Source organism: Schumannella soli (assembly GCF_006517435.1).
GTDB classification, from domain to species: Bacteria; Actinomycetota; Actinomycetes; order Actinomycetales; family Microbacteriaceae; genus Schumannella; species Schumannella soli.
This window is the reverse complement of the sequence record NZ_VHQG01000001.1, coordinates 944,624-964,334: the sequence shown is the minus strand read 5'-3', so window position 1 is coordinate 964,334 and position 19,711 is coordinate 944,624. Positions and strand designations below refer to the sequence as shown.

Here is a 19,711-nt window from a genome sequence, read left to right as displayed (position 1 = left end):
GCGAACCTCGCCACCGCGAAGAGCAAGGTGCTCCCCGCCGGCGACTACACGGTCGCCGGAACCTGGGCCGGCGACGCGAACCACAACGCCGCGACCGGGTCGCAGGCCGGCTTCACCGTGACATCGGTGCCCGCCCCGACCCTCACGACGACCGCCGACGGACCGAAGGCCTACGGCACGCCGGTTCCGCTGAACCTGACCGGTATCCCCGCCGACGCCTCCGGCACCGGCGCCGTCACCTTCGTCGTGAAGAACGCCGCCGGCGACACCGTGCAGACGGTCACGACCACGGTCGCCCAGCTCGCGACCGCCCAGGCGGCCGGCCTGCCCGCCGGCGACTACACGGTGATCGGAACCTGGGCCGGCGACGCGAACCACACCGGCGCGACCGGAAGCCAGGCGGGCTTCGCCGTCACCAAGGCAGACTCGTCGCTCACGACGACCGCGAGCGGCAAGCCGTACGGCACGCCCGTGCCGCTCGGCGTGACCGGCCTGCCCGTCGACGCCGACCCGGCGTCGACCGTGACGATCGCGATCGCGACGGCGAGCGGCACCCCGGTCACGACCGTGACCACCACGGTCGGCCGGCTCGCGACCGCGCAGGTCTCGGGCCTGCTGGCCGGCGACTTCACGGCGAAGGCCAGCTGGGCCGGCGACGCGAACCACACCGCGTCGACCGCGACCACGGCGCCGTTCACGGTGAGCAAGGCGGCCTCGCCCGCGCTCACCACGACGGCGACCGGCGTCGCCTACGGCACGCCGATCCCGCTCGGCCTCACCGGCATCCCCGCCGACGCCGCCCCGGGCAGCACCGTCACGCTCGTCGTGAAGGATGCCGGTGGCACCACCGTCGACACCGTCACGACCACGGTCGCGAACCTGGCGAGCGCGCAGTCGAAGCTGCTGCCCGCCGGCGACTACACCGTGACCGGCACCTGGGCGGGCGATGCCAACCACAGCGGCGCCGGCGGCGCGCCCGCCGACGTGACGGTCGCCAAGGCGACCTCGCCCGCGCTCACCACGACGGCCGACGGACCCCAGGCCTACGGCACCCCGGTTCCGCTCGGCCTCAGCGGCATCCCCGCCGATGCCGCCCCGGGCAGCACCGTCACGCTCGTCGTGAAGGATGCCGGCGGCGCCACCGTCGACACCGTCACCACGACCGTCGCGAACCTCGCCACCGCGAAGAGCAAGGTCCTCCCCGCCGGCGACTACACGGTCGTCGGAACCTGGGCCGGCGACGCCAACCACACCGGCGCCGACGGAGCCGTGGCGACGTTCACGGTCGACGACCGCGCGACCTCCATCACGGCCTCCGTCGACGGCGGCACCTCGGCGAGCGTCGTCTACGGCGACCCGGTCGACTTCGCGGCCACGGGCCTGCCCGGCGGCGCGAACCCCGCGACCGGAACGATCACGTTTGTCGTCAGCGGCGGGCCCGCCGACGGAACCGTGCTCTGCACGGCCACCCTGCCGGCGACGACCTGCTCGCCGAGCGCGGTGACCCTGCCGGTCGGCAGCTACCAGGTCGTCGCGAAGTACTCGGGTGACGCGAACAACTCGCCCAGCACGAGCGACCCGGTCGCCCTCGCGGTGACCCCGGCGCCGACGAGCCTCACACTCGCCACGCCGCCGGCCGCCACCTAAGGCACCCCGGTCACGCTCGACTCCAGCGGGCTCCCCGAGGCGGCCAGCGGCACGATCGAGTACCGCGCCACGCGCGACGGCGAGACGATCGTGCTCTGCAGCACCGACATCGACACGAGCACCTCGTGCGCGACCCCGGCCACCCTGCCGGCCGGCCAGTACAGCGTGGTCGCCGTCTTCATCCCGACGCCCGGATCGCCCTACGCGGGATCGACCAGCGCCGCGAAGACGCTCACCGTGGCGAAGGCCGCGCCGACCGTGAACGCCACGATCGACGGCGACCCGAGCTCGGCGAGCCACCCCTACGGCGTGGCGTCGACGCTTGCGGTCACGGGCCTCGCGGCCGACGCGACCGGCACGGTGACCTTCAGCTACACGGATGTGAGCGGCACGCACACCCTGTGCTCCGGTGCGGTCGCGAACGGCGGCGTGAGCTGCGCCACGAGCGCGACGCTGCCGGCGGGGTCGTACGCGATCACGACCGCGTACAGCGGCGACGCGAACTACGCCGCCGCGACGGGCGACGCGCTCGAGCTGACCGTGACGCAGGCCGAGCCGACCGTGTCCATCACGGCCCCGGCGCAGACCGTCTACGGTCAGCCGTTCACGGTCGCCCTGGGCGACGAGCTGCCCGCCGACGCGACCGGCACGGTGAAGATCACCGATCAGGACGGCACGCTGCTCTGCACCGTGACCCTCCCGGCTCGCGACTGCGAGGTCACCGCCGTGCTGCCGGTGCGGGCGGGCGGCTACCAGCTGACCCCGACCTACTCGGGTGACGCGAACCACACCCCCGCCACGGGCTCGCCCGTGACGGTCGCGGTGACCGCGCAGACCTCGACGCTGACGGCGAAGGTGAACGGATCCGCCACCGCGACGACGACCTACGGCACCGCCGCGACGCTCACCGCGTCCGGGCTGCCCGCGGGCGCGACCGGCCTGGTGACCTTCACCTACGTGGACGGCGACGGCGTCACCCAGACGCTGTGCAGTGACAACGTCGGCGCCGACGGCACGGTCTCGTGCGACGGGCCCGCCGCACTCGGAGCCGGGGAGTACGAGATCACGGCCGTCTACGAGGGCGACGCGAACCACGAGCCGACGACGAGCGCGGCCGTGACGCTGACCGTGCAGCCGGCCGGAACCGGCGTCGTGGTCGAGCAGCCCGCGGGCGCCGTGTTCGGCACGGCGACCACCGTGACGGCCGGCAGCATCCCGGCGGGCGCGGGCGGCACGCTGACCTTCCGCTACGAGGATGCCGACGGCGTCAGCCACGACATCTGCACCGTCACGCTGCCGACCACGTCGTGCGAGCTGCCGGCCGACCTGCCCGCGGGAACCTATCCGGTGACCGTGCAGTACTCGGGCGACGCCGACCACGCGGGCTCGACGAGCCCGGCCGTGGACGTGGTCGTGGCGAAGCAGCCCTCCGACGTGCAGTTCGCCCCCGGGGCGCCGACGACGACCGTGCACGGCACGTCGGCCACCCTCCCGGTGACGGGACTGCCGGACGGCGCGACCGGAACCGTGCGTCTCGTGGCGCTCGGCGCCGGCGGGGCGGAGACGGTGCTCTGCGAGATCACCCTCCCCGCGACGTCGTGCGCCCTTCCGGCCGACCTCGCCGGCGGCACCTACACGATCGTGCCCCGCTACCTCGGCGACGCGAACCACGAGCCGAGCCAGGGTGCGGCGCTGACCTTCACGGTCACGCCGGGCACCACCCCGCTCGGCGTCACGGTGGCCGAGAACAAGCCGGTCTGGGGCGGGGCCGTCACGCTGACGGCGACCGAGCTGCCGACGGGGGCGACCGGCACGGTCACCTTCCGCGAGGGCACCACGGTGCTCTGCACGGTGAACCTGCCGACGCGCACCTGCGCGACGAGCGTGCTGAAGCCGGGCGAGCACACGGTCACGGCCTCGTACTCGGGTGATGCGAGCTACGCGCCCGCGGTCGCCGAGACCACGACGACCGTGTCGATCATCTCGACGGTCGACCCGAAGCCGGAGCCCTCGACGCCCACGACGTCGAAGATCACCTGGCCGGCCACGCCGGGTGCGGCGGGGTACCGCATCATCGTCTCGACGTCGCCCGACTTCTCGAACCCGGTCCCCGGCTGGAACGGCCGCGGGGTGCTGGGCAGCGAGACCTCGATCGACATCAGCGGTCTCGACCCGAACACCACCTACTACTTCCGGGTGGTGGGCGTGGATGCCGACGGCGTGGTGCTGTCGACGCACGACGGCCGCATCATCACCGCCGCGGTCCCGGCGGCGACCGGCCCGGGTTCGGGTCTGGCGTCGACGGGTGTGAACGGCGCGGCGGGTCTGCTCGGCGGCGTCGGGATGCTGGTCGCGGGCGCCGCGCTGGTTCTGCTGCGCTCGCGTCGACGCCGGGCGGACGGCACGGGTGAGACCACCGCCTGACGCGCGTGACCGCCTGACGTTCGACGTCAGGTCGACCGGAGGGGCCGTTCGCATCGTGCGGGCGGCCCCTCCGGCATCCCGGCCGCCGTGACCCCCGAAAACGCGACAGGCGTCGAACAGATTTGCACTTGACGCAATCTTGCACGCGCGTAATATTGCACCGCTTGCAAAATGATCAACGCAGGCATCCGCCAACGTCGGCGCCCCGGGAACGCCGAACAGCGGATGCTGCTCCGACGCGAGGAGCGCCCCCGCGCGCGCTCCGCATCCACACCACATCGCGCTCACGAACGCCGTTCGCCAGCGCACGCGTCGAAGGACCACCACCCGTGTCATCCACCACCGCGACCGCCCCGGCGGCGCCCGCATCGAGCCCCGCGTCCGGCGGGTCGCCGATCATGACCCACCGGCAGATCCTGCTGGTCATCTACGGCCTCATGGCCGGCATGTTCCTGTCGTCGCTCGACCAGACCATCGTCGGCACGGCCATCCGCACCATCGGCGACGACCTGCACGGGCTCGACCAGCAGGCCTGGGTCACCACCGCCTACCTGATCACCTCGACGATCGCCACGCCCATCTACGGCAAGCTCAGCGACATCTTCGGCCGCCGCCCGCTGTACATTTTCGGCATCGGCGTCTTCCTGCTCGGCTCGCTGCTCGCCAGCTTCTCGACCACAATGCTCGAGCTCGCCGGCTTCCGCGCGGTGCAGGGCATCGGCGCCGGCGCGCTCATGTCGCTGCCGCTCGCGATCATGGGCGACATCCTCGCGCCGCGCGAGCGCGCCAAGTACCAGGGCTACTTCCTCGCGACCTTCGCGGTGTCGAGCGTCATCGGCCCGCTCGTCGGCGGACTGTTCGCCGGCGCCAGCCAGATCCTCTTCATCGACGGATGGCGCTGGGTCTTCCTGATCAACGTGCCGATCGGCGTCATCGCCCTCGTCATGGTGCTCGCGTTCCTGCACCTGCCCAAGTTCGCCCGCCACGGCAAGCCGCGCATCGACTGGTGGGGCGCCAGCGCCGTCATCGTCACGCTCGTGCCGCTGCTGCTCGTCGCCGAGCAGGGCCGCACCTGGGGCTGGACCTCGCCCGGCTCGATCGCCTGCTACGTGATCGGCGCCGTCGGCCTCGTCGCCTTCATCGTCATCGAGACGCTCATGAAGGACGACGCGATCATCCCGCTGCGCCTGTTCCGCTCGCGCGTCTTCTCGATGTCGACCGTGCTCGGCGTGCTCGTCGGCTTCGGCATGTTCGGCGTCATGCTCAGCGTGCCGCTCTACCTGCAGATCGTGATCGGACTCACCCCGACCGAGTCGGGCTTCGCGATGATCCCGATGGTCGCCGGCCTCATGACCGCGTCGATCGTCTCCGGCCAGGTCATCTCGCGCACCGGGCAGTACCGCATCTTCCCCGTCACCGGAACCGCGTTCACCGCGATCGGCTTCCTCATCCTCACGTTCATGACGGTCGACCGTCCGCTGTGGTTCCTGCTGATCGCCCTCTTCGTGGTCGGCCTCGGCCTCGGCCAGCTCATGCAGACGCTGACCCTCGCCAGCCAGAACTCCGTGCAGCCGCACCAGATGGGTGTCGCGACCAGCGCATCCACGTTCTTCCGCCAGATCGGCGGAACGCTCGGCACGGCGATCATGCTCTCGGTGCTGTTCTCGATCCTGCCCGGCAACATCACGACCGCCACCGGCGACAAGGCCACGCTGACCTCGGCGCTGGATGCGGCGCTCGACCCGGCCGTCGCCGACAAGAAGGCGAACGCGGCGATCATGGACAAGCTGTGGACGCCCATCACCTCGAAGCTCGAGCAGGGCATCCAGACCCAGCTCGACGGCGCCGTGCAGAAGGCCGTCGCCGCCAACCCGGCGGTGCCCGCCGCGGCGATCACCGCCGGCGTCGCCGAGAAGGCGCACGCCTCGGTCATCGACGGCAAGATCGGCGTCGACTGGTCTGACAAGACCCAGCGCACCTACTGGGTCGACCAGCTGGTTCCCGAGGTGAAGAAGAACATCGACTCGAGCAAGCAGTCGACCGGGTCGAGCGACTCGACGAGCGACACCTCGTTCCTCAACGGGGCCGACGCGCGCCTCACCGCGCCGTTCCTGCAGGGCTTCAACAACTCGACCGTGGTGATCTACTGGGTGGCCTTCGCCGACATGATCCTCGCGTTCGTCATCGCGCTGTTCTTCCGCGTTCCGCCGCTGCGTCAGCACTCGGCCATGCAGGAGCGTGCCAACAGCGCCGGCGTCACGTCGACCGGCACCATCCAGGTCACGACCCCGGCCTGACCCGCCCGGCGGGGCGGCATCACGACACGGATGCCGCCCCGCCGTCGGCCCACCCCACCGACACCGGCCCCGCCACCGACCTCCCGGACCGCACCATGAGCACCCTCGAGCAGACGCCCGCGAGCGACGCCTCGCTGCGCGAGCGCAAGAAGCAGCAGACCCGCACCGCCATCCACGAGGCCGCCCTGCGCCTCATCGAGCAGCACGGTCTCGAGGCGACCACGATCGAGCAGATCTGCGCCGAGGCCGAGGTCTCGCCGCGCACCTTCTTCAACTACTTCCCGTCGAAGCCGGCGGCCGCCCTCGACCTGCCCGAGCGGGTCATGAGCGCCGAGACCGAGCAGCGCTTCCGCTCGGCGAACGGCGGCCTCGTGCCCGCGCTGTGCGAGCTCATCATCGACATGGGCGCCGCCGGGCCGAAGCGGGCGCGCATGAAGGAGCTCGTCATCCGCCGCCCCGAGCTGGTGCCGCCGCTGTCGCAGTGGATGACCGGCCTGCGCGGCGATCTCGTCGCCCTCGCCGCCTCGCGCGCCGGATCGCACGCCGAGGCCGAACTCGCGGTGACCCTCGTCATGGCCGCGCTCGGCTTCGTGCTGCACCACGAAGAGGCCGACGACGAGGCCCCGCTCGCCGACCGCCTGCGCGCGGCCATCGACCGGCTCGTGGCCGTGAACGCGGCGCCGCTGGTCTGAGCAGCATCTCCCTCGCGCCTCTCGATCCCGCGCCGCGATCTCGCGTTAGCGTGATCCCGTGACCAGCCCCGAGCAGCCCGGCCCCGGTGACCCGGGCGACGACGGCGCCCCGGCCGATCCCGGCACCTGGGTCGACGCCGACACGCGCGTGTGGCGGATGGATCCCGACTTCCCCGAGCGCACGCGCGGCGCACTCGCCGGGCTCACCCGCAGCCGCCCGGAGCTCGTGCGCCCCACCGCGGCGCTGCTGCTCGCGGCGCTCGTGATCGCCGCGGGAGCCGCCGCGCTCGGCGCGCCCACGATCGCCTGGTCGGCGGCCGGCCTGGGCGTGCTCATCGCGCTCGGCATCGGCGCGAGCCAGAACTCCGTGCCGCGCGACTTCGACGCCTTCGCGGGCTCGGACTCCGTGCTGCGCTTCACGCCGAGCTCCTTCGTGCTGCTGCGACCGGGCACGACGCTCGAGGTCGACTGGGCCGGTGTCACGGGCGCCCGCGCCCGCGGCGAGCTGCTCGAGCTGCGCACGAGCGTGGACGCCGTCATCGTCGTCCTGCCGCTGCCGCTGCTCGGCCCCGACGGGTTGCGGAGGCTGCGCGAAGCCATCGACGCGGAAGCGGATGCCGCCGCCAGCCCGCCCCCGCCGTTCCCGCTCACGCATCCGGTCGAGGGGCTGCCGAGCGCGCATCCGGTGATCTCGACCCCGCCCGGCGGCCGTGGCCCGGGCCGGGCGGCCCTGCGCGGTCTGCGCGGCTTCGCGACCAGTCCCACGCCGATCGTGCTCATCGCCATCGTCGCGATCCTCATCGGCCTGCAGGCCGCCACCGGGTCGCGCCTGCTCGGCCAGTGGGCGCTGCCGTACCTGATCTTCCTCGGCGTCGCACTCGCTCTCTCCGTCGGCATCGCCGCGTTCGCGGCCCAGCGCGAGCGCCGGCGCGGCTTCATCGGGTCGGCGCAGCTGCAATCCGATCGGCTCGCGACCCGCGTCGGACCCACAGCGAGCACCTACGAGCTGACCTGGATGACCGACGTGCAGATCACGGACGAGCACGTGCTCTTCCAGACGCGCCCGCGCGGCCAGTGGCATGCGATGGCGCGCGAGCTGCTGCCGGCCGAGGCCCAGCGCGACCTGCTGCTGCGGGTGTCGGGGCGCGGCGCCGGTTCCTGACACCCCGGGGCCGCATGCTCAGCCGTGCGTCGACCCCGGCGGATAGTCGGAGACGCCGTCGCGCGGCGTCGACTCGTCCGCGAGCATCTCGGCGTAGTCGACGTCGTCGATCTCGTGCGCTGAGTGCAGGATGCGGCGCAGCAGCGCCGGGTCGACTTCGCTGCTCGCCGCGACCCCGATGATCGTCGTCGGCGAGACCGCCCGCCCTAACTCCAGCGCTCCGGTAGCCGAGCGCTCGAAGACGCCGCCGCGCACATCGCACGCGCTTCCGAGCGGAACCGCGGGCTGTCCGGTCGCCGACGGATCCGTCATCGGAACCCGCAGACTGCCGCCGACCAGCTCCAGTCGGTACGGCGACAGACAGAATCGGGACCCCGCGTCCTCGCCGTCCATCGTCGTCACGGTGCGCAGCAGGATGTCGCCGGCCACGACCGGTACGGAGTCATCCTCTCCGTCACGGCGCAGGTGCGCCACGAGCGTGTTCGGGTCGTCGAGCGCGACCTCCACCCAGACCCGGTGGTAGCCGGACGCGTCGGCCACCCAGGGCCGCACCGACGATCCGAAGCGCTCGACCGACGCCACGCGATCCTGCGTCTCCGCCCGCTGTCGCATCGGGATCGCGACGAGCGTCGCGAGGATCGTGAATGCGACCACGGTGGCCGCTGCGCCGACCGGCATGAGCCGCGGCCGCGCTCCCAGCGCGATCGCCGAGGTGCCCGCGACGACCGCGCCGACGAGTGCGGGCAGCAGCGAGGCGGGCCCGGCGACGGACCCGAGATCGGTCAGCGGGGTCGCCGACCAGCTCAGCACGACGGCCACGATGCCGAGGATCGTCACGGCGAGCGAGCGGGCGCCGGCTTCGCCGCGCCCCCGCGCAAGCAGGCGCGCGTCCGCCACCGCCATGACGGCCACGACGCCGGCGGGCAGCAGCAGTGCGAGCAGGGCCAGCGCGGGCAGCGAACCGCCGATGAGCGCGACGAGCACGAGCCACGGGGCGAGGAGAGCGGCCGATCCGAGCGTCGCGGCATCGACCGCGGCGAGGCGCAGCACGTCGTGGCGGGATGGTCGGGGCGCTCGATCGTGCAGAGGGCTCGGGCTCGGCTTCGCGGTCGCGTCGTCGGGGCTCGTCATGGCGCGAACCTAGGCGCGACGGCATGGGATCGGCGTCCCGGCGATCCCCGAGAACGGATGCCCGCTCACGTATATGCGAACGCATGGTGTCGTTCATCCAGGCGTGCCAGGATGCGGCCATGACCACCGAGTTCAACCGCGACGAGGCGATCCGTCAGGTGACGGAAGGGCTTCGCAAGAAGTTCCCCGACCACAGCGACGAGCAGCTGCGGTCGGTCGCGACCGAGGAGGTCGACCGCCTCGCGACGAAGCCGGTCACCGACTACGTGATCGTGCTCGGCGAGCGCGCGGCACGGAAGCGCCTCAAGGCCGACTGACCCGCACGACGGGGCACCGGCGGCACTGCCGCATCGAGATGTCTCGAACGTCACGCCGCGACGGCGTGTCGCGAGCATTCTCGACCTCTCGGCGAGAGGGATGAGCCCGGCCACCGGCGCGACACCGGCGGGCGATAGCATCCGCGCGTGACTGAGGTCGGCGCATCCGCACCCGCGCTGAAGCGCCGGCTCGGCCTCGGCGACGCCGTGCTGATCGGGCTCGGCTCGATGATCGGCGCCGGCGTCTTCGCCGTGTGGGGTCCGGTCGCCCGCACCGGGGTGGATGCGCCGCAGATGCTGCTGGCGCTGCTCATCGCCGGGGCGGTCGCGGTCGCGAACGGGCTCTCGTCGGCGCAACTGGCCGCGCAGTACCCGACCTCGGGCGGGGCCTACGTTCCGGCGCGGGAGCGACTCGGCGCCTGGCCCGGATTCCTCGCCGGCTGGTCGTTCACGATCGGCAAGACGGCGAGCTGCGCGGCGATGGCGGCGACGTTCGCGACCTACGCGATCCCGGCGGCGGACGGATGGCAGCGTCCCGTCGCGGCGCTCGCGCTCGTCGTCGTGCTCGGCGTGAACCTCGGCGGGGTGACGCGCACGGCGCAGGCGGCGCGCATCCTCGTGATCCCGGTGCTCGTGATCCTCGTCGGCGTGGTGGTCCTCGGGCTGACGGCGACGACGCCGGCCCTGTCGTCCGCATCGTCCGCGTCGCCCGGCATCTTGCCCACCCTCGATCCGTCGGCGTATCTCGGCGTGCCCGGCGCGGGCTCGGCCGACGCGCCCGCCCGCTACGTCGCGGTGCCCGCCGATCCGTGGTCGTCTCCGCTCGCCGGCATCGGCTGGCTCACCCCGCCGGGCTCCGGCGAGACGCCCGGTCCGCTCGCCGTGCTCACCGCATCCGGTCTGCTGTTCTTCGCCTTCGCCGGCTACGCCCGCATCACGACGCTCGGCGAGGAGGTCGTGCGCCCGCGCCGCACGATCCCCCGCGCCGTCGTGATCGCGCTGGCCGTCGTGATCGTGATCTACCTCGCGGTCGCGGTCGCGGTGCTGCGCGCGGTTCCGCCGTGGCGGCTGGCCGTCTCTCCGGCGCCTCTCGCTGAGGTGGTCGCGCACGCCGGGCCTGTCGCCGTGATCGTCGTCACGGTCGGCGCCGCGCTCGCGTCGCTCGGCGCGCTCCTCGCGCTCGTCACCGGGGTGAGCCGCACCGCGCTCGCGATGGCGCGCACGGGCGACCTGCCGCGCATCCTCGCCCGAGTGGATGCCCGCCGCTCGGTTCCCTGGGCCGCCGAGGTCGCCGTGGCCCTCGTCGCCGTCGTTCTGGTGCTGACGCTCGACGTGCGCTCGGTGATCGGCTTCTCGTCGTTCGGCGTGCTGCTCTACTACCTCGTCGCCAACGCGACCGCGCTGACGCAGGCGTCGGGGCACCGCTTCGTGCCGCGGGCCGTGTCGGTGCTGGGGGCGCTGGGATGCGTCACGCTCGCCGTCGCCCTCCCGCCGCTGTCGGTCGTGGTCGGCGCGGCGGTGCTGCTCGTCGGCGTCCTCGCCCGGCTGGCCGCGCACGCGGTCTCCCGCCGACGCCGCGGCGCCCGCTCCCGCCCGCGCTGACCCGAGCGAGCGGGATGGGCGAGGACGCGCATGCCGCAGCGCCGGGACGCTCTGCTCGCGCTCAGCCGAGGCGCTGCGCGAGCTCGACGATGAGCCCCTCGGGGCCGCGCACGTAGACGAGACGGTAGCCGTGCGTCTCGATGACCCGGCCGAGCGGAGCGTGGCCGTGCTCGGCGACGACGGCGAGCGACGCATCCAGGTCGTCGACCTCGAAGCAGACGTGCCGCGGGCCGTGCGCGTTCGGCGCGGATGCGGCGGCGCCGCCCGGCGCATCCGGACCCGCTCCGCCCGGATGCACGTAGCGCGAGAGCTCGAACGCCGAGCTGCCGGGCAGGGCGACGCCGGACGCATCCACCCCGCCGGGAACCGTCAGATAGACCATCTCGGTGCGCACCCCCTCGAGCGCGAGGATGTCGTCAAGATAGCCGCCCTCCATCTGCTGCACGGGCGACGCCTCGAGGCCGAGCGCGACGAAGAACGCGACCGCCGCGTCGAGGTCGTCGACGTTGATGCCCACATGGTCGAAGCGCCGGATGCCCATGCGGCGAGGGTAGGCCCGCCCCGCACTGCATGAAAGTGTCGTCAGACTCGCGGTGTCGACGGGCCTGAGTGATCGCTCCACGATCCGGCCCTGATCTGGGGTTTACGCGAGCATCGTGCCGCGTGGCGTCCGGCTGAGCAGCGCTGGGAGAAACCCGGATGCGAGCGAGCGCCCCGCGCATCCGTCCCTAACTTCATCCCCACGAAGCGCGACGCCGGGAGCGACACGCGAAGCAGAACCGATCGGCGACGGCCAGCGCCGCCGACAGCACCATCCGCTCCCCCGCCGCCCACCGACCGACCGACACCGGGGGGATGATCGGATGGACCTCCAGCAGCTCTGGAATCAGCTCGCCGGCGGGCTCGGCCTGTTCATCGACGGCCTCGGCGGCGTGTTCAGCGACATCCGACCGTTCATCCCGATGGCGATCGCCGGCACGATCGTGTGGAGCATCTGGTTCGTCCGCTTCGTCATGTCGCACTCGGCGAAGCCGATCGTCAACGACTTCTCGACGACCACGTCGATCGTGGTGCCGTCGTTCCACGAAGACCCCGACATCCTGCTCGACTGCCTCGAGACCTGGCGGGCGCAGGCTCCGACCGAGATCATCATCGTGCTCGACGTCGCCGACCTCGAGGCCTATGACCGCATCACGGCGGTCGGGGATGCGCGGGTCACCCCGGTGCTCTACGAGCACGTCGGCAAGCGCTCGGCCCTCGGCGTCGGCATCCGCATGGCGAAGGGCGAGGTGCTGGTGCTCGTCGACAGCGACACCCGCTGGACGCCGGGCCTGCTCGAGAACGTGCAGATGCCCTTCGTCGACCCGGAGGTCGGCGGGGTGAGCACGCAGCAGAACGTGTTCCAGCGCGAGACGAGCGTGTGGCGTCGCATCGCCGACTGGATGGTCAACCTCCGCTACGCCGACTACGTGCCCGCGCAGGGCAAGGCCGGCGCCGTGGCGTGCCTCTCGGGACGCACCGCCGCCTACCGCCGCGCGGCCGTGATGCCGGTGCTCGATCAGCTCGAGAACGAGTTCTTCCTCGGCACGCGCTGCATCGCCGGCGACGACGGACGCCTCACCTGGCTGGTGCTCGCGAGCGGCTACACGACCCGCCACCAGTCGTCGGCGAAGGCGCTGTCGATGTTCCCGGCCACGTTCCGCGCCTTCGTGAAGCAGCGGGTGCGCTGGAGCCGCAACAGCTTCCGCTGCTACCTGACGGCGATCTACAAGGGCTGGCTGTTCCGCCAGCCGATCATCACCCAGCTGACGGTGCTGCAGATCCTGCTCACGCCGGTGACGATGGGGATGAGCCTCACCTACCTGATGTTCTCGCGCCTCGATCTGACGCCGATCGGCATCGCGCTGACGCTCGGCTGGGTGCTGCTGGGCCGCGGCATCCGCGGCGTCTCGCACCTGCGGCAGCATCCGCGCGACCTGCTGCTGCTGCCGCTCATGACGCTGACCGTGATCCTCGTCGCCCTGCCGATCAAGGCCTGGGCGTTCGTGACCATGAACAAGCAGGGCTGGCTGACGCGCAAGGCGGGCCAGATCGGCGGCGACGGGCAGGATGCGGCGAGCCTCGAGCCGACACCGGCGACGTCGTCGACACGTCCGGCCCGTCCCGCGTCGGCGCCCGAGCGCGAGCTGGAGCCCGAGGAGGTGGCGGCATGATCCGCCCGACGAAGCCCGACACCACGAAGAAGCCCACGCGCCCCGGCCGCTCGGCCGCCCGCACGCTCGCGATCGTGGTCGCCGTCGGCGCCGTGATCGTGACCGTCGCCGGCATCGCCGGCCCGCCGATCGTCGGGCTCATCACGCACCCCGACGGCCGCCGCGACCTGCACTCGGCGGCCGCGGTGCCCGGTCGCGCCTACTCGGGCGATCCCGCGAACGAGGCGGCGCTCGTGAAGCACGAGGCGCAGCGCGTCGTCGACGCGCAGGCCGCCGCGGCCACGGCCGCGGGGCGCAAGGTCGACGTCACGCGCTCCTTCCGGGTGCTGACCGACGGCAAGCCGACGCTGGTGATGCCGGGCCGGGCGACGCCGTACTCGCTCGGCGAGCTCGCCTCCACCTCACCCGATTCGGTGCGCGACGCGGGCGGCGGCGTCTTCGACGTGGTCGAGCACCTGCTCGTGACGCGCGGGGCGACCCTGCTGCTCGGCGCCGGACAGACCGTGCGGCTGGCGAGCGACGCGAACGGCTTCGCGAGCCTCGTCTCGGTCGGCGGCACGATCGTGAGCGCCGGCACCGCCGCGGCCCGCACCGTGATCGAGAGCTGGGATGCCGCCTCCGGCGCCCCGGACCAGGCCACCGCCGACGGCCGCGCCTACGTGCGGGCCAACGGCGGCGCGCTGACGCTCGCGAACACGGATGCGAAGGGCCTCGGCTTCTGGAGCGGCGCGACCGGCGGCCTCTCCGCCTCCGCCGCGACCGGCACGACCCGCGCGCTCAACCAGATCGGCTCCTCCACCGCGGGAACGCCCTCGGTCTCGCTCGCCCCCTCCGGGTCGGCGACGACGACCGTGAAGCTCGACGGGGTGTCGACCGACGGCAACGCCTACGGGCTGTTCCTCGACGGCGTGAACGGCGCATCCGTCACCGGCGGCACGATCGCGAACAGCCTCGTCGACGGCGTCTACCTGCGAAGCTCGACCGACACGAAGATCACCGGCACGACGCTGAGCGGCAACGCCGTCGACGGGCTGGTCGCCTCGACCGCGTCGTCGCGCCTCGTGCTCGACACGGTGACGGCATCCAAGAACTTCCGCAATGGCGTCACGATCGACGGTCGTCCGGTCGAAGACGGGCCGAACCCGAGCGGCGCCGGGGTGAAGGGCGCCGTGAAGTCGGCGACGATCACCGGTCTCACCGCGACCGACAACGCGCGCTACAGCGTCGACGTGCTCGGCGGATCGCGCACCACGATCTCCGGAGGATCGCTGACCGGCGGGCTCATGGGCGTCGCCCTGCGCAGCGGCGCCGCGTCGACGACGATCGAGAAAGTCGCGATCCGCGGGCAGCAGCAGCACGGCATCGCGGTGCTCGACGACACCCGCGGCGGAAAGCTGACCGGCAACCGCATCGACGACACCGGCATCGGCATCTACGTGCGCAACGCCGGCGCCGTGCTCACGGGCAACCGGATCACGGATGCGGCGGTCGACGGCATCAGCCTGGTCGGCACCCTCGGCGGAACCCGCGTGACGGGCAACACCATCTCGGGAACCGGCGCCGGAGCGATCGACACGGATCGCGCCATCAACCCGCACGTCGAGAACAACATCATCGACGGCTGGGTCGCCAGCCAGTCGCTGAGTCGTGTCGTCGGCGGCATCTTCAGTCCCCTCACCGTGATCTGGTCGGCCGTGCTCGCGCTCGTCGCCTTCGCGGTCATCTACCGCCTCGGCGCCCGCGACCGGCAGCGCCAGCGCGCCCCCCTCCAGTCCTTCAGCCGCGGCGTCATGACGCGTGAGGCCGCCGGGAGCATCCGATGACCCTGAACCGCAGAACCCGCACCATCGCCCTCGCGACCGGCATCGCCGTGGTCGCCGCCGGAGCGCTCGTCGCCGGGGCCGCCGTCGCGGCCACGCGGTCGGCGGAGTCGGCGAGCGGCGCCGGTGGCGCCGCGTCCTCGAAGTCGGCGCCCGCATCCACCTCGCCCTCCCCGTCTCCCTCGGGCTCGGCGAGCTCCGCGGCGAGCGCCGTCTGCGCGAAGCCGACCGTCACGGTATCGAGCGCGAAGACGTTCACCGCCGCCCTCAAGGCCGCCAAGGCCGGAACCGTCATCAAGCTCAAGGACGGCACCTACAAGGGCGACTTCACCGGTCGGGCCGACGGCACCGCCGCGAAGCCGATCGCCGTCTGCGGCGGAGCGGATGCGGTCGTCACGACGGGCAGCACGAGCGACGGCTACGGATTCCACGTCGACGGCGGCGACTACTGGGTACTCGACGGCTTCACCGTGACGAAGTCGCAGAAGGGGGTCATGGTCGACGCGGCGAAGAACGTGACCGTGCGCGGGCTCACCGTGACCGGCACGGGCGACGAGGCCATCCACCTGCGTGAGAACAGCACCGACGCCCGGGTGATCGGCAACACGATCTCGAAGACGGGCCAGCGCAAGGCCGACTACGGCGAAGGCATCTACGTCGGCTCGGCCGAGTCGAACTGGAAGCAGATCACGAAGGGCCAGCCCGATCGCAGCGACCGCGCCCTCATCCAGGGCAACCGCATCAGCGCCACCACGGCCGAGTCGATCGACGTCAAGGAGGGCTCGACCGGCGGTCGCATCATCGGCAACTCCTTCGACGGGAGCGGCATGAAGTCCGCCGACAGCTGGGTCGACATCAAGGGCAACGGCTGGACCGTCACCGGCAACACCGGCACCGCCGCGCCCGAAGACGGCTTCCAGACCCACGAGGTCGCCGACGGCTGGGGCACCGGCAACGTCTTCTCGGGCAACCGGGCGGATGTCGACGGCTCCGGCTACGGCATCAACGTCACCAAGAAGCTGAGCAACGTCGTGCGCTGCGACAACAGCGCCACCGACGCGGCCAAGGGCCTGTCGAACGCCGACTGCACGCCCAACTGATCCCCTCACCCATCCGCAACACGACGAAAGGAACGATCGTGAGCACCTCGAACGAGAACGATGGCGCCGCACCTCAGCGCATCACCGTCGTCGGCACCGGCTACCTCGGCGCCACGCACGCCATCTGCATGGCGATCCTCGGCTACGACGTTCTGGGCGTCGACGTCGATCCGGGCAAGGTCGACCGTCTCGCCCGCGGCGACGTGCCGTTCTTCGAGCCGGGGCTTCCCGAGAAGCTGGCCGAGGCGCAGGCGACGGGACGCATCCGCTTCACGACCGACTTCGACGAGGCCGCCGACTTCGGCGAGGTGCACTTCATCTGCGTCGGCACCCCGCAGAAGCCCGACAGCTACGCCGCCGACCTGCGCTACGTGCAGTCGGCCGTGCGCGAGCTGGCCTCGCGCATCCACGGCGACGCGCTCATCGTCGGCAAGTCGACCGTGCCGGTCGGCACAGCGGCGGATCTGGCCGAGCTGGCCGACGAGGTGAGCCCCGAGGATGCGCGCATCGAGGTCGCCTGGAACCCCGAGTTCCTGCGCGAGGGCTTCGCCGTCGACGACACGCTGCACCCCGACCGGCTCGTGTTCGGCGTCGCGTCGGAGCAGGCCGAGGCGACGCTGCGCGATGTGTTCAGCCCGATCGTCGACGAGGGCGTGCCGGTGCTCGTGACCGACATCCCGACCGCCGAGCTGGTGAAGGTCGCCGCGAACTCCTTCCTCGCCACGAAGATCTCGTACATCAACGCGATGGCCGAGGTGTGCGAGGCGACCGGCGCCGACGTCGACTCGCTGTCGGCGGCGCTCGGCCTCGACGACCGCATCGGCTCGCGCTTCCTCAAGCCCGGGCTGGGGTTCGGCGGCGGCTGCCTGCCGAAGGACATCCGGGCGTTCCGCGCCCGCGCCGAGGAGCTCGGCGTCGGCGACGCGGTCGCGTTCCTCGCCGAGGTGGATGCCATCAACATCCGCCGCCGCACCCGCACCGTCGACCTCATCCGCGAGCTCGTCGGCGGCGACCTCGCCGGCAAGCGGGTGGCCGCGCTCGGCGCTGCGTTCAAGCCGAACAGCGACGATGTGCGGGATGCGCCGGCGCTCGACGTCGCGCGTCTGCTCTATCTCGAGGGCGCCCACGTCACCGTCTACGACCCCGAGGCGAACAGCAACGCGCACCGCGCCTACCCCGACCTCGACTACGCCGACTCGCTCGAGGAGGCGGTCGTCGACGCGGATGTGGTGGCCCTGCTGACCGAGTGGTCGGAGTTCCGCGAGGCCTCCCCCGCGTCGCTCGAAGAGGCCGGCGCGCATCCCCGCATGGTCGACGCCCGCGACGTGCTCGACCAGGAGGCCTACGTGGCAGCCGGCTGGGAGTTCCGCGCCCTCGGCCGACCCGCCCCGCAGGCTGGTCGGGTCGCGGCCCGGGTGCCCGCCCACTGACTCACCATCACTCGTCGACTCACCATCAACGACAGCGGGCATCCGACGGGGGGCCCGCGCGAAAGGATCAGGATTCCGATGAAGACGCTTCCTGCTGTCATCGCCGTGGGAGCTCTCGCGATCGTGGGGGCCGGAGCGGCCGTTCAGCTCAACACCGACACGCACGACGACTCGACGAAGACCCTCGCGGGCTCGGCGATCGAGGTCACCGAGACCGCGCCCGACAGCGCACCGGCTCCGGCCGCGCCGCTGCCGGTCGTCGCGCCGACCACGCCGCCGGTCGAGACGCCCGCGTCGAGCGGCACCGCCGCGCAGCCGGCGCCGGCGAAGGCCGCGCCCGCTCCGGCGGCTCCTGCGCCCGCACCGGCGCCCGTGCAGCAGCCCGCGAAGGCTCCGGCACCGCAGCCCGCCCCGCCCTCGAACCGCGGCAGCGGAGGCAACGGCGGCGGGCACGACGACGGCCATCGCGGCGGATGGGGCGGCGGAGACGACCACCGCGGCTCCGGCGGCGACGACCACCGCGGCGGCGGCAACGGCGGCGGATGGGGCGGGGGCGGCCACCGCGGCCGCTGACCTTCCGGCGTCGAGGCGTAGAGTCCGATCGTGAGGACTCGTCGGGCGCTGCGGTCCATCATCGGCGCGGTGACCACGGCTGCATGCCTGGTGCTGCTCAGCGGATGCCTGGCCGTCCCGGCTGCAGGCTCGCTCGGCGGCGGTGCATCCCGCGGACTCGTGCTGGACGCCTCCGAGCTGACCCTTCCGGTCTGCGACGCCGACATCCGCGTCGAGGTGGAGTCGCTGACCGCTGAGCCCGACTGCCGACTCGAGCAGCACCTCACTCTCGTCTTCCCCGATGGCACCGAGCTCGACGTGAGCCCGAACACCGGCGCGGCGAACCAGTGGGACACCGCGTCGCGCCGGCACTGGGCGTACGCGGCGGTCGGCGACTACGGCGCCGCCGCCGCCACCTTCACCGACGACTGCCACGACTACGTCGAGTGGGGTCGACCGGATGCGCTCCGCAAGCTCGAGGACGCCTTCGGCGCACATCACGCCTGGGCCTGCGACTGAGCCGACTCCGTGCCACTCAGGGCCGGACCCCGCCGCATCCGCTCGGCCGTTGATAGCGTCGAAGCACATGGACGGCGTCGATCCGGAGGATGCGGGACGCGGCCGACGCGGGTCGTCGGACCGCCCGCAGGGTGAGCCGTCGGGTGGTTCCCGGCCCGCGGAGGCGGGAGACACCGCGAGCGAGCGCGAACTGCCGAGCGAGAACGACGCGGTGCGCCGCCATCGTCGGCTGCGCGGCGAGGCCGACCTCGACGAGGGATCCAACGCGACCCTCTGGGCGCCCGACCAGCACACGGCGCGCATCGAGACCGAGATCCAGCAGGCCATCCGCCGCGGCGACTTCGACGACCTGCCCGGCGCCGGCAAGCCCCTGCGCGGCATCGGCGGGCGCATGGACGAGGACTGGTGGATCCGCCAGAAGATCGAGAACGAGGACCTCGGCGGCCTCGGCCCGCCCGCCCTCACCCTGCGCACCGAGAACCAGCGACTGGATGACCGGCTCGACCGCCTGCACCGCGAAGCCGAGGTGCGCGAGCACCTGGCCGACTTCAACGCACGCGTGATCGACGCGCGGCGCCAGCTGCTTGGCGGCCCGCCCGTCGTCACACCGACCCGCGACATCGACGCCGAGGTGGCGCGCTGGCGCGAGCGCCGGATCGCCCGCACTCAGGCGCGGGCTTCGCGCGAGGCCGAGGAGGCCCGCGCCGCCGCCGAGGCCCGCGAGCCGTCGTGGTGGGAGCGCGTCCGCGAGCGCCGCCGCGCCCGCCGCGCCGACCGCTGACCGCCCCCACGTGACGCGTCCCAC

General features: G+C 72.6%; 16 protein-coding genes. 14 read left to right on the top strand and 2 right to left on the bottom strand.

Annotated features, from left to right (window positions below; all coding sequences use genetic code 11):
* From FJ657_RS04375 to FJ657_RS04355, 5 genes are all read left to right on the top strand, one after another.
* Positions 1-1,647: Ig-like domain-containing protein (locus tag FJ657_RS04375; RefSeq protein WP_181408865.1), on the top strand; the 1,647-nt coding region annotated here is incomplete at its 5' end.
* A 90-nt stretch (positions 1,648-1,737) separates the two neighbouring features.
* Entirely contained in the window at positions 1,738-4,071 is a 2,334-nt protein-coding gene (locus FJ657_RS04370; RefSeq protein WP_141162409.1) for an Ig-like domain repeat protein, read from the top strand.
* Between the two features lie 398 nt (positions 4,072-4,469).
* Positions 4,470-6,368 carry an MDR family MFS transporter gene (locus FJ657_RS04365; RefSeq protein WP_141162724.1) on the top strand — a complete coding sequence of 633 codons (1,899 nt, stop codon included), beginning with the start codon at positions 4,470-4,472 and terminating at the stop codon, positions 6,366-6,368.
* 95 nt (positions 6,369-6,463) lie between these two features.
* Entirely contained in the window at positions 6,464-7,060 is a 597-nt protein-coding gene (locus FJ657_RS17035; protein WP_181408864.1) for a TetR/AcrR family transcriptional regulator, read from the top strand.
* A gap of 58 nt (positions 7,061-7,118) precedes the next feature.
* Entirely contained in the window at positions 7,119-8,222 is a 1,104-nt protein-coding gene (locus FJ657_RS04355; RefSeq protein WP_141162408.1) for a hypothetical protein, read from the top strand.
* An 18-nt stretch (positions 8,223-8,240) separates the two neighbouring features.
* On the opposite strand, the gene FJ657_RS04350 is transcribed toward FJ657_RS04355, so the two are convergent.
* Positions 8,241-9,353, bottom strand: a complete 1,113-nt coding sequence (locus tag FJ657_RS04350; protein ID WP_141162407.1) for a hypothetical protein — start codon at positions 9,351-9,353, stop codon at positions 8,241-8,243.
* Positions 9,354-9,472: 119 nt separating this feature from the next.
* Here FJ657_RS04350 and FJ657_RS04345 point away from each other — a divergent pair, with 119 nt between their 5' ends.
* Positions 9,473-9,670: a three-helix bundle dimerization domain-containing protein gene (locus FJ657_RS04345; RefSeq protein ID WP_141162406.1), complete on the top strand. Its 198-nt coding sequence runs from the start codon at positions 9,473-9,475 to the stop codon at positions 9,668-9,670.
* A gap of 147 nt (positions 9,671-9,817) precedes the next feature.
* The gene (locus tag FJ657_RS04340) at positions 9,818-11,272 is read left to right on the top strand and encodes an APC family permease (RefSeq protein ID WP_255447131.1); all 1,455 of its coding nucleotides are present in this window, start codon (positions 9,818-9,820) and stop codon (positions 11,270-11,272) included.
* A gap of 61 nt (positions 11,273-11,333) precedes the next feature.
* Here the strand turns inward: FJ657_RS04340 and FJ657_RS04335 are convergent, their stop codons facing one another.
* Positions 11,334-11,813 carry a VOC family protein gene (locus tag FJ657_RS04335; protein WP_141162405.1) on the bottom strand — a complete coding sequence of 160 codons (480 nt, stop codon included), beginning with the start codon at positions 11,811-11,813 and terminating at the stop codon, positions 11,334-11,336.
* A gap of 322 nt (positions 11,814-12,135) precedes the next feature.
* Here FJ657_RS04335 and FJ657_RS04330 point away from each other — a divergent pair, with 322 nt between their 5' ends.
* From FJ657_RS04330 to FJ657_RS04300, 7 genes are all read left to right on the top strand, one after another.
* Positions 12,136-13,485: a glycosyltransferase gene (locus tag FJ657_RS04330; protein WP_141162404.1), complete on the top strand. Its 1,350-nt coding sequence runs from the start codon at positions 12,136-12,138 to the stop codon at positions 13,483-13,485.
* Entirely contained in the window at positions 13,482-15,308 is a 1,827-nt protein-coding gene (locus tag FJ657_RS04325) for a right-handed parallel beta-helix repeat-containing protein (protein WP_141162403.1), read from the top strand. Before FJ657_RS04330 ends, FJ657_RS04325 begins: the two co-directional genes overlap by 4 nt.
* Positions 15,305-16,405: a right-handed parallel beta-helix repeat-containing protein gene (locus tag FJ657_RS04320; RefSeq protein ID WP_141162402.1), complete on the top strand. Its 1,101-nt coding sequence runs from the start codon at positions 15,305-15,307 to the stop codon at positions 16,403-16,405. Before FJ657_RS04325 ends, FJ657_RS04320 begins: the two co-directional genes overlap by 4 nt.
* Positions 16,406-16,443: 38 nt before the next feature.
* Positions 16,444-17,835: a UDP-glucose dehydrogenase family protein gene (locus FJ657_RS04315; RefSeq protein WP_141162401.1), complete on the top strand. Its 1,392-nt coding sequence runs from the start codon at positions 16,444-16,446 to the stop codon at positions 17,833-17,835.
* A 78-nt stretch (positions 17,836-17,913) separates the two neighbouring features.
* Positions 17,914-18,408, top strand: coding sequence for a hypothetical protein (locus tag FJ657_RS17030; protein WP_181408863.1), 495 nt, complete (start codon positions 17,914-17,916; stop codon positions 18,406-18,408).
* A 30-nt stretch (positions 18,409-18,438) separates the two neighbouring features.
* Positions 18,439-18,906: a hypothetical protein gene (locus tag FJ657_RS04305; RefSeq protein ID WP_141162400.1), complete on the top strand. Its 468-nt coding sequence runs from the start codon at positions 18,439-18,441 to the stop codon at positions 18,904-18,906.
* Positions 18,907-18,973: 67 nt separating this feature from the next.
* The gene (locus FJ657_RS04300) at positions 18,974-19,687 is read left to right on the top strand and encodes a DnaJ family domain-containing protein (protein WP_141162399.1); all 714 of its coding nucleotides are present in this window, start codon (positions 18,974-18,976) and stop codon (positions 19,685-19,687) included.
* Positions 19,688-19,711 lie beyond the last annotated feature (24 nt).

Bases quoted from the DNA above. Each gene is read 5' to 3' on its own strand.
- FJ657_RS04365 (WP_141162724.1), top strand. From the start codon at position 4,470: ATGACCCACCGGCAGATCCTGCTGGTCATCTACGGCCTCATGGCCGGC.
- FJ657_RS17035 (WP_181408864.1), top strand. From the start codon at position 6,464: ATGAGCACCCTCGAGCAGACGCCCGCGAGCGACGCCTCGCTGCGCGAG.
- FJ657_RS04350 (WP_141162407.1), bottom strand. From the start codon at position 9,353: ATGACGAGCCCCGACGACGCGACCGCGAAGCCGAGCCCGAGCCCTCTG.
- FJ657_RS04345 (WP_141162406.1), top strand. From the start codon at position 9,473: ATGACCACCGAGTTCAACCGCGACGAGGCGATCCGTCAGGTGACGGAA.
- FJ657_RS04335 (WP_141162405.1), bottom strand. From the start codon at position 11,813: ATGGGCATCCGGCGCTTCGACCATGTGGGCATCAACGTCGACGACCTC.
- FJ657_RS04330 (WP_141162404.1), top strand. From the start codon at position 12,136: ATGGACCTCCAGCAGCTCTGGAATCAGCTCGCCGGCGGGCTCGGCCTG.
- FJ657_RS04325 (WP_141162403.1), top strand. From the start codon at position 13,482: ATGATCCGCCCGACGAAGCCCGACACCACGAAGAAGCCCACGCGCCCC.
- FJ657_RS04320 (WP_141162402.1), top strand. From the start codon at position 15,305: ATGACCCTGAACCGCAGAACCCGCACCATCGCCCTCGCGACCGGCATC.
- FJ657_RS17030 (WP_181408863.1), top strand. From the start codon at position 17,914: ATGAAGACGCTTCCTGCTGTCATCGCCGTGGGAGCTCTCGCGATCGTG.
- FJ657_RS04300 (WP_141162399.1), top strand. From the start codon at position 18,974: ATGGACGGCGTCGATCCGGAGGATGCGGGACGCGGCCGACGCGGGTCG.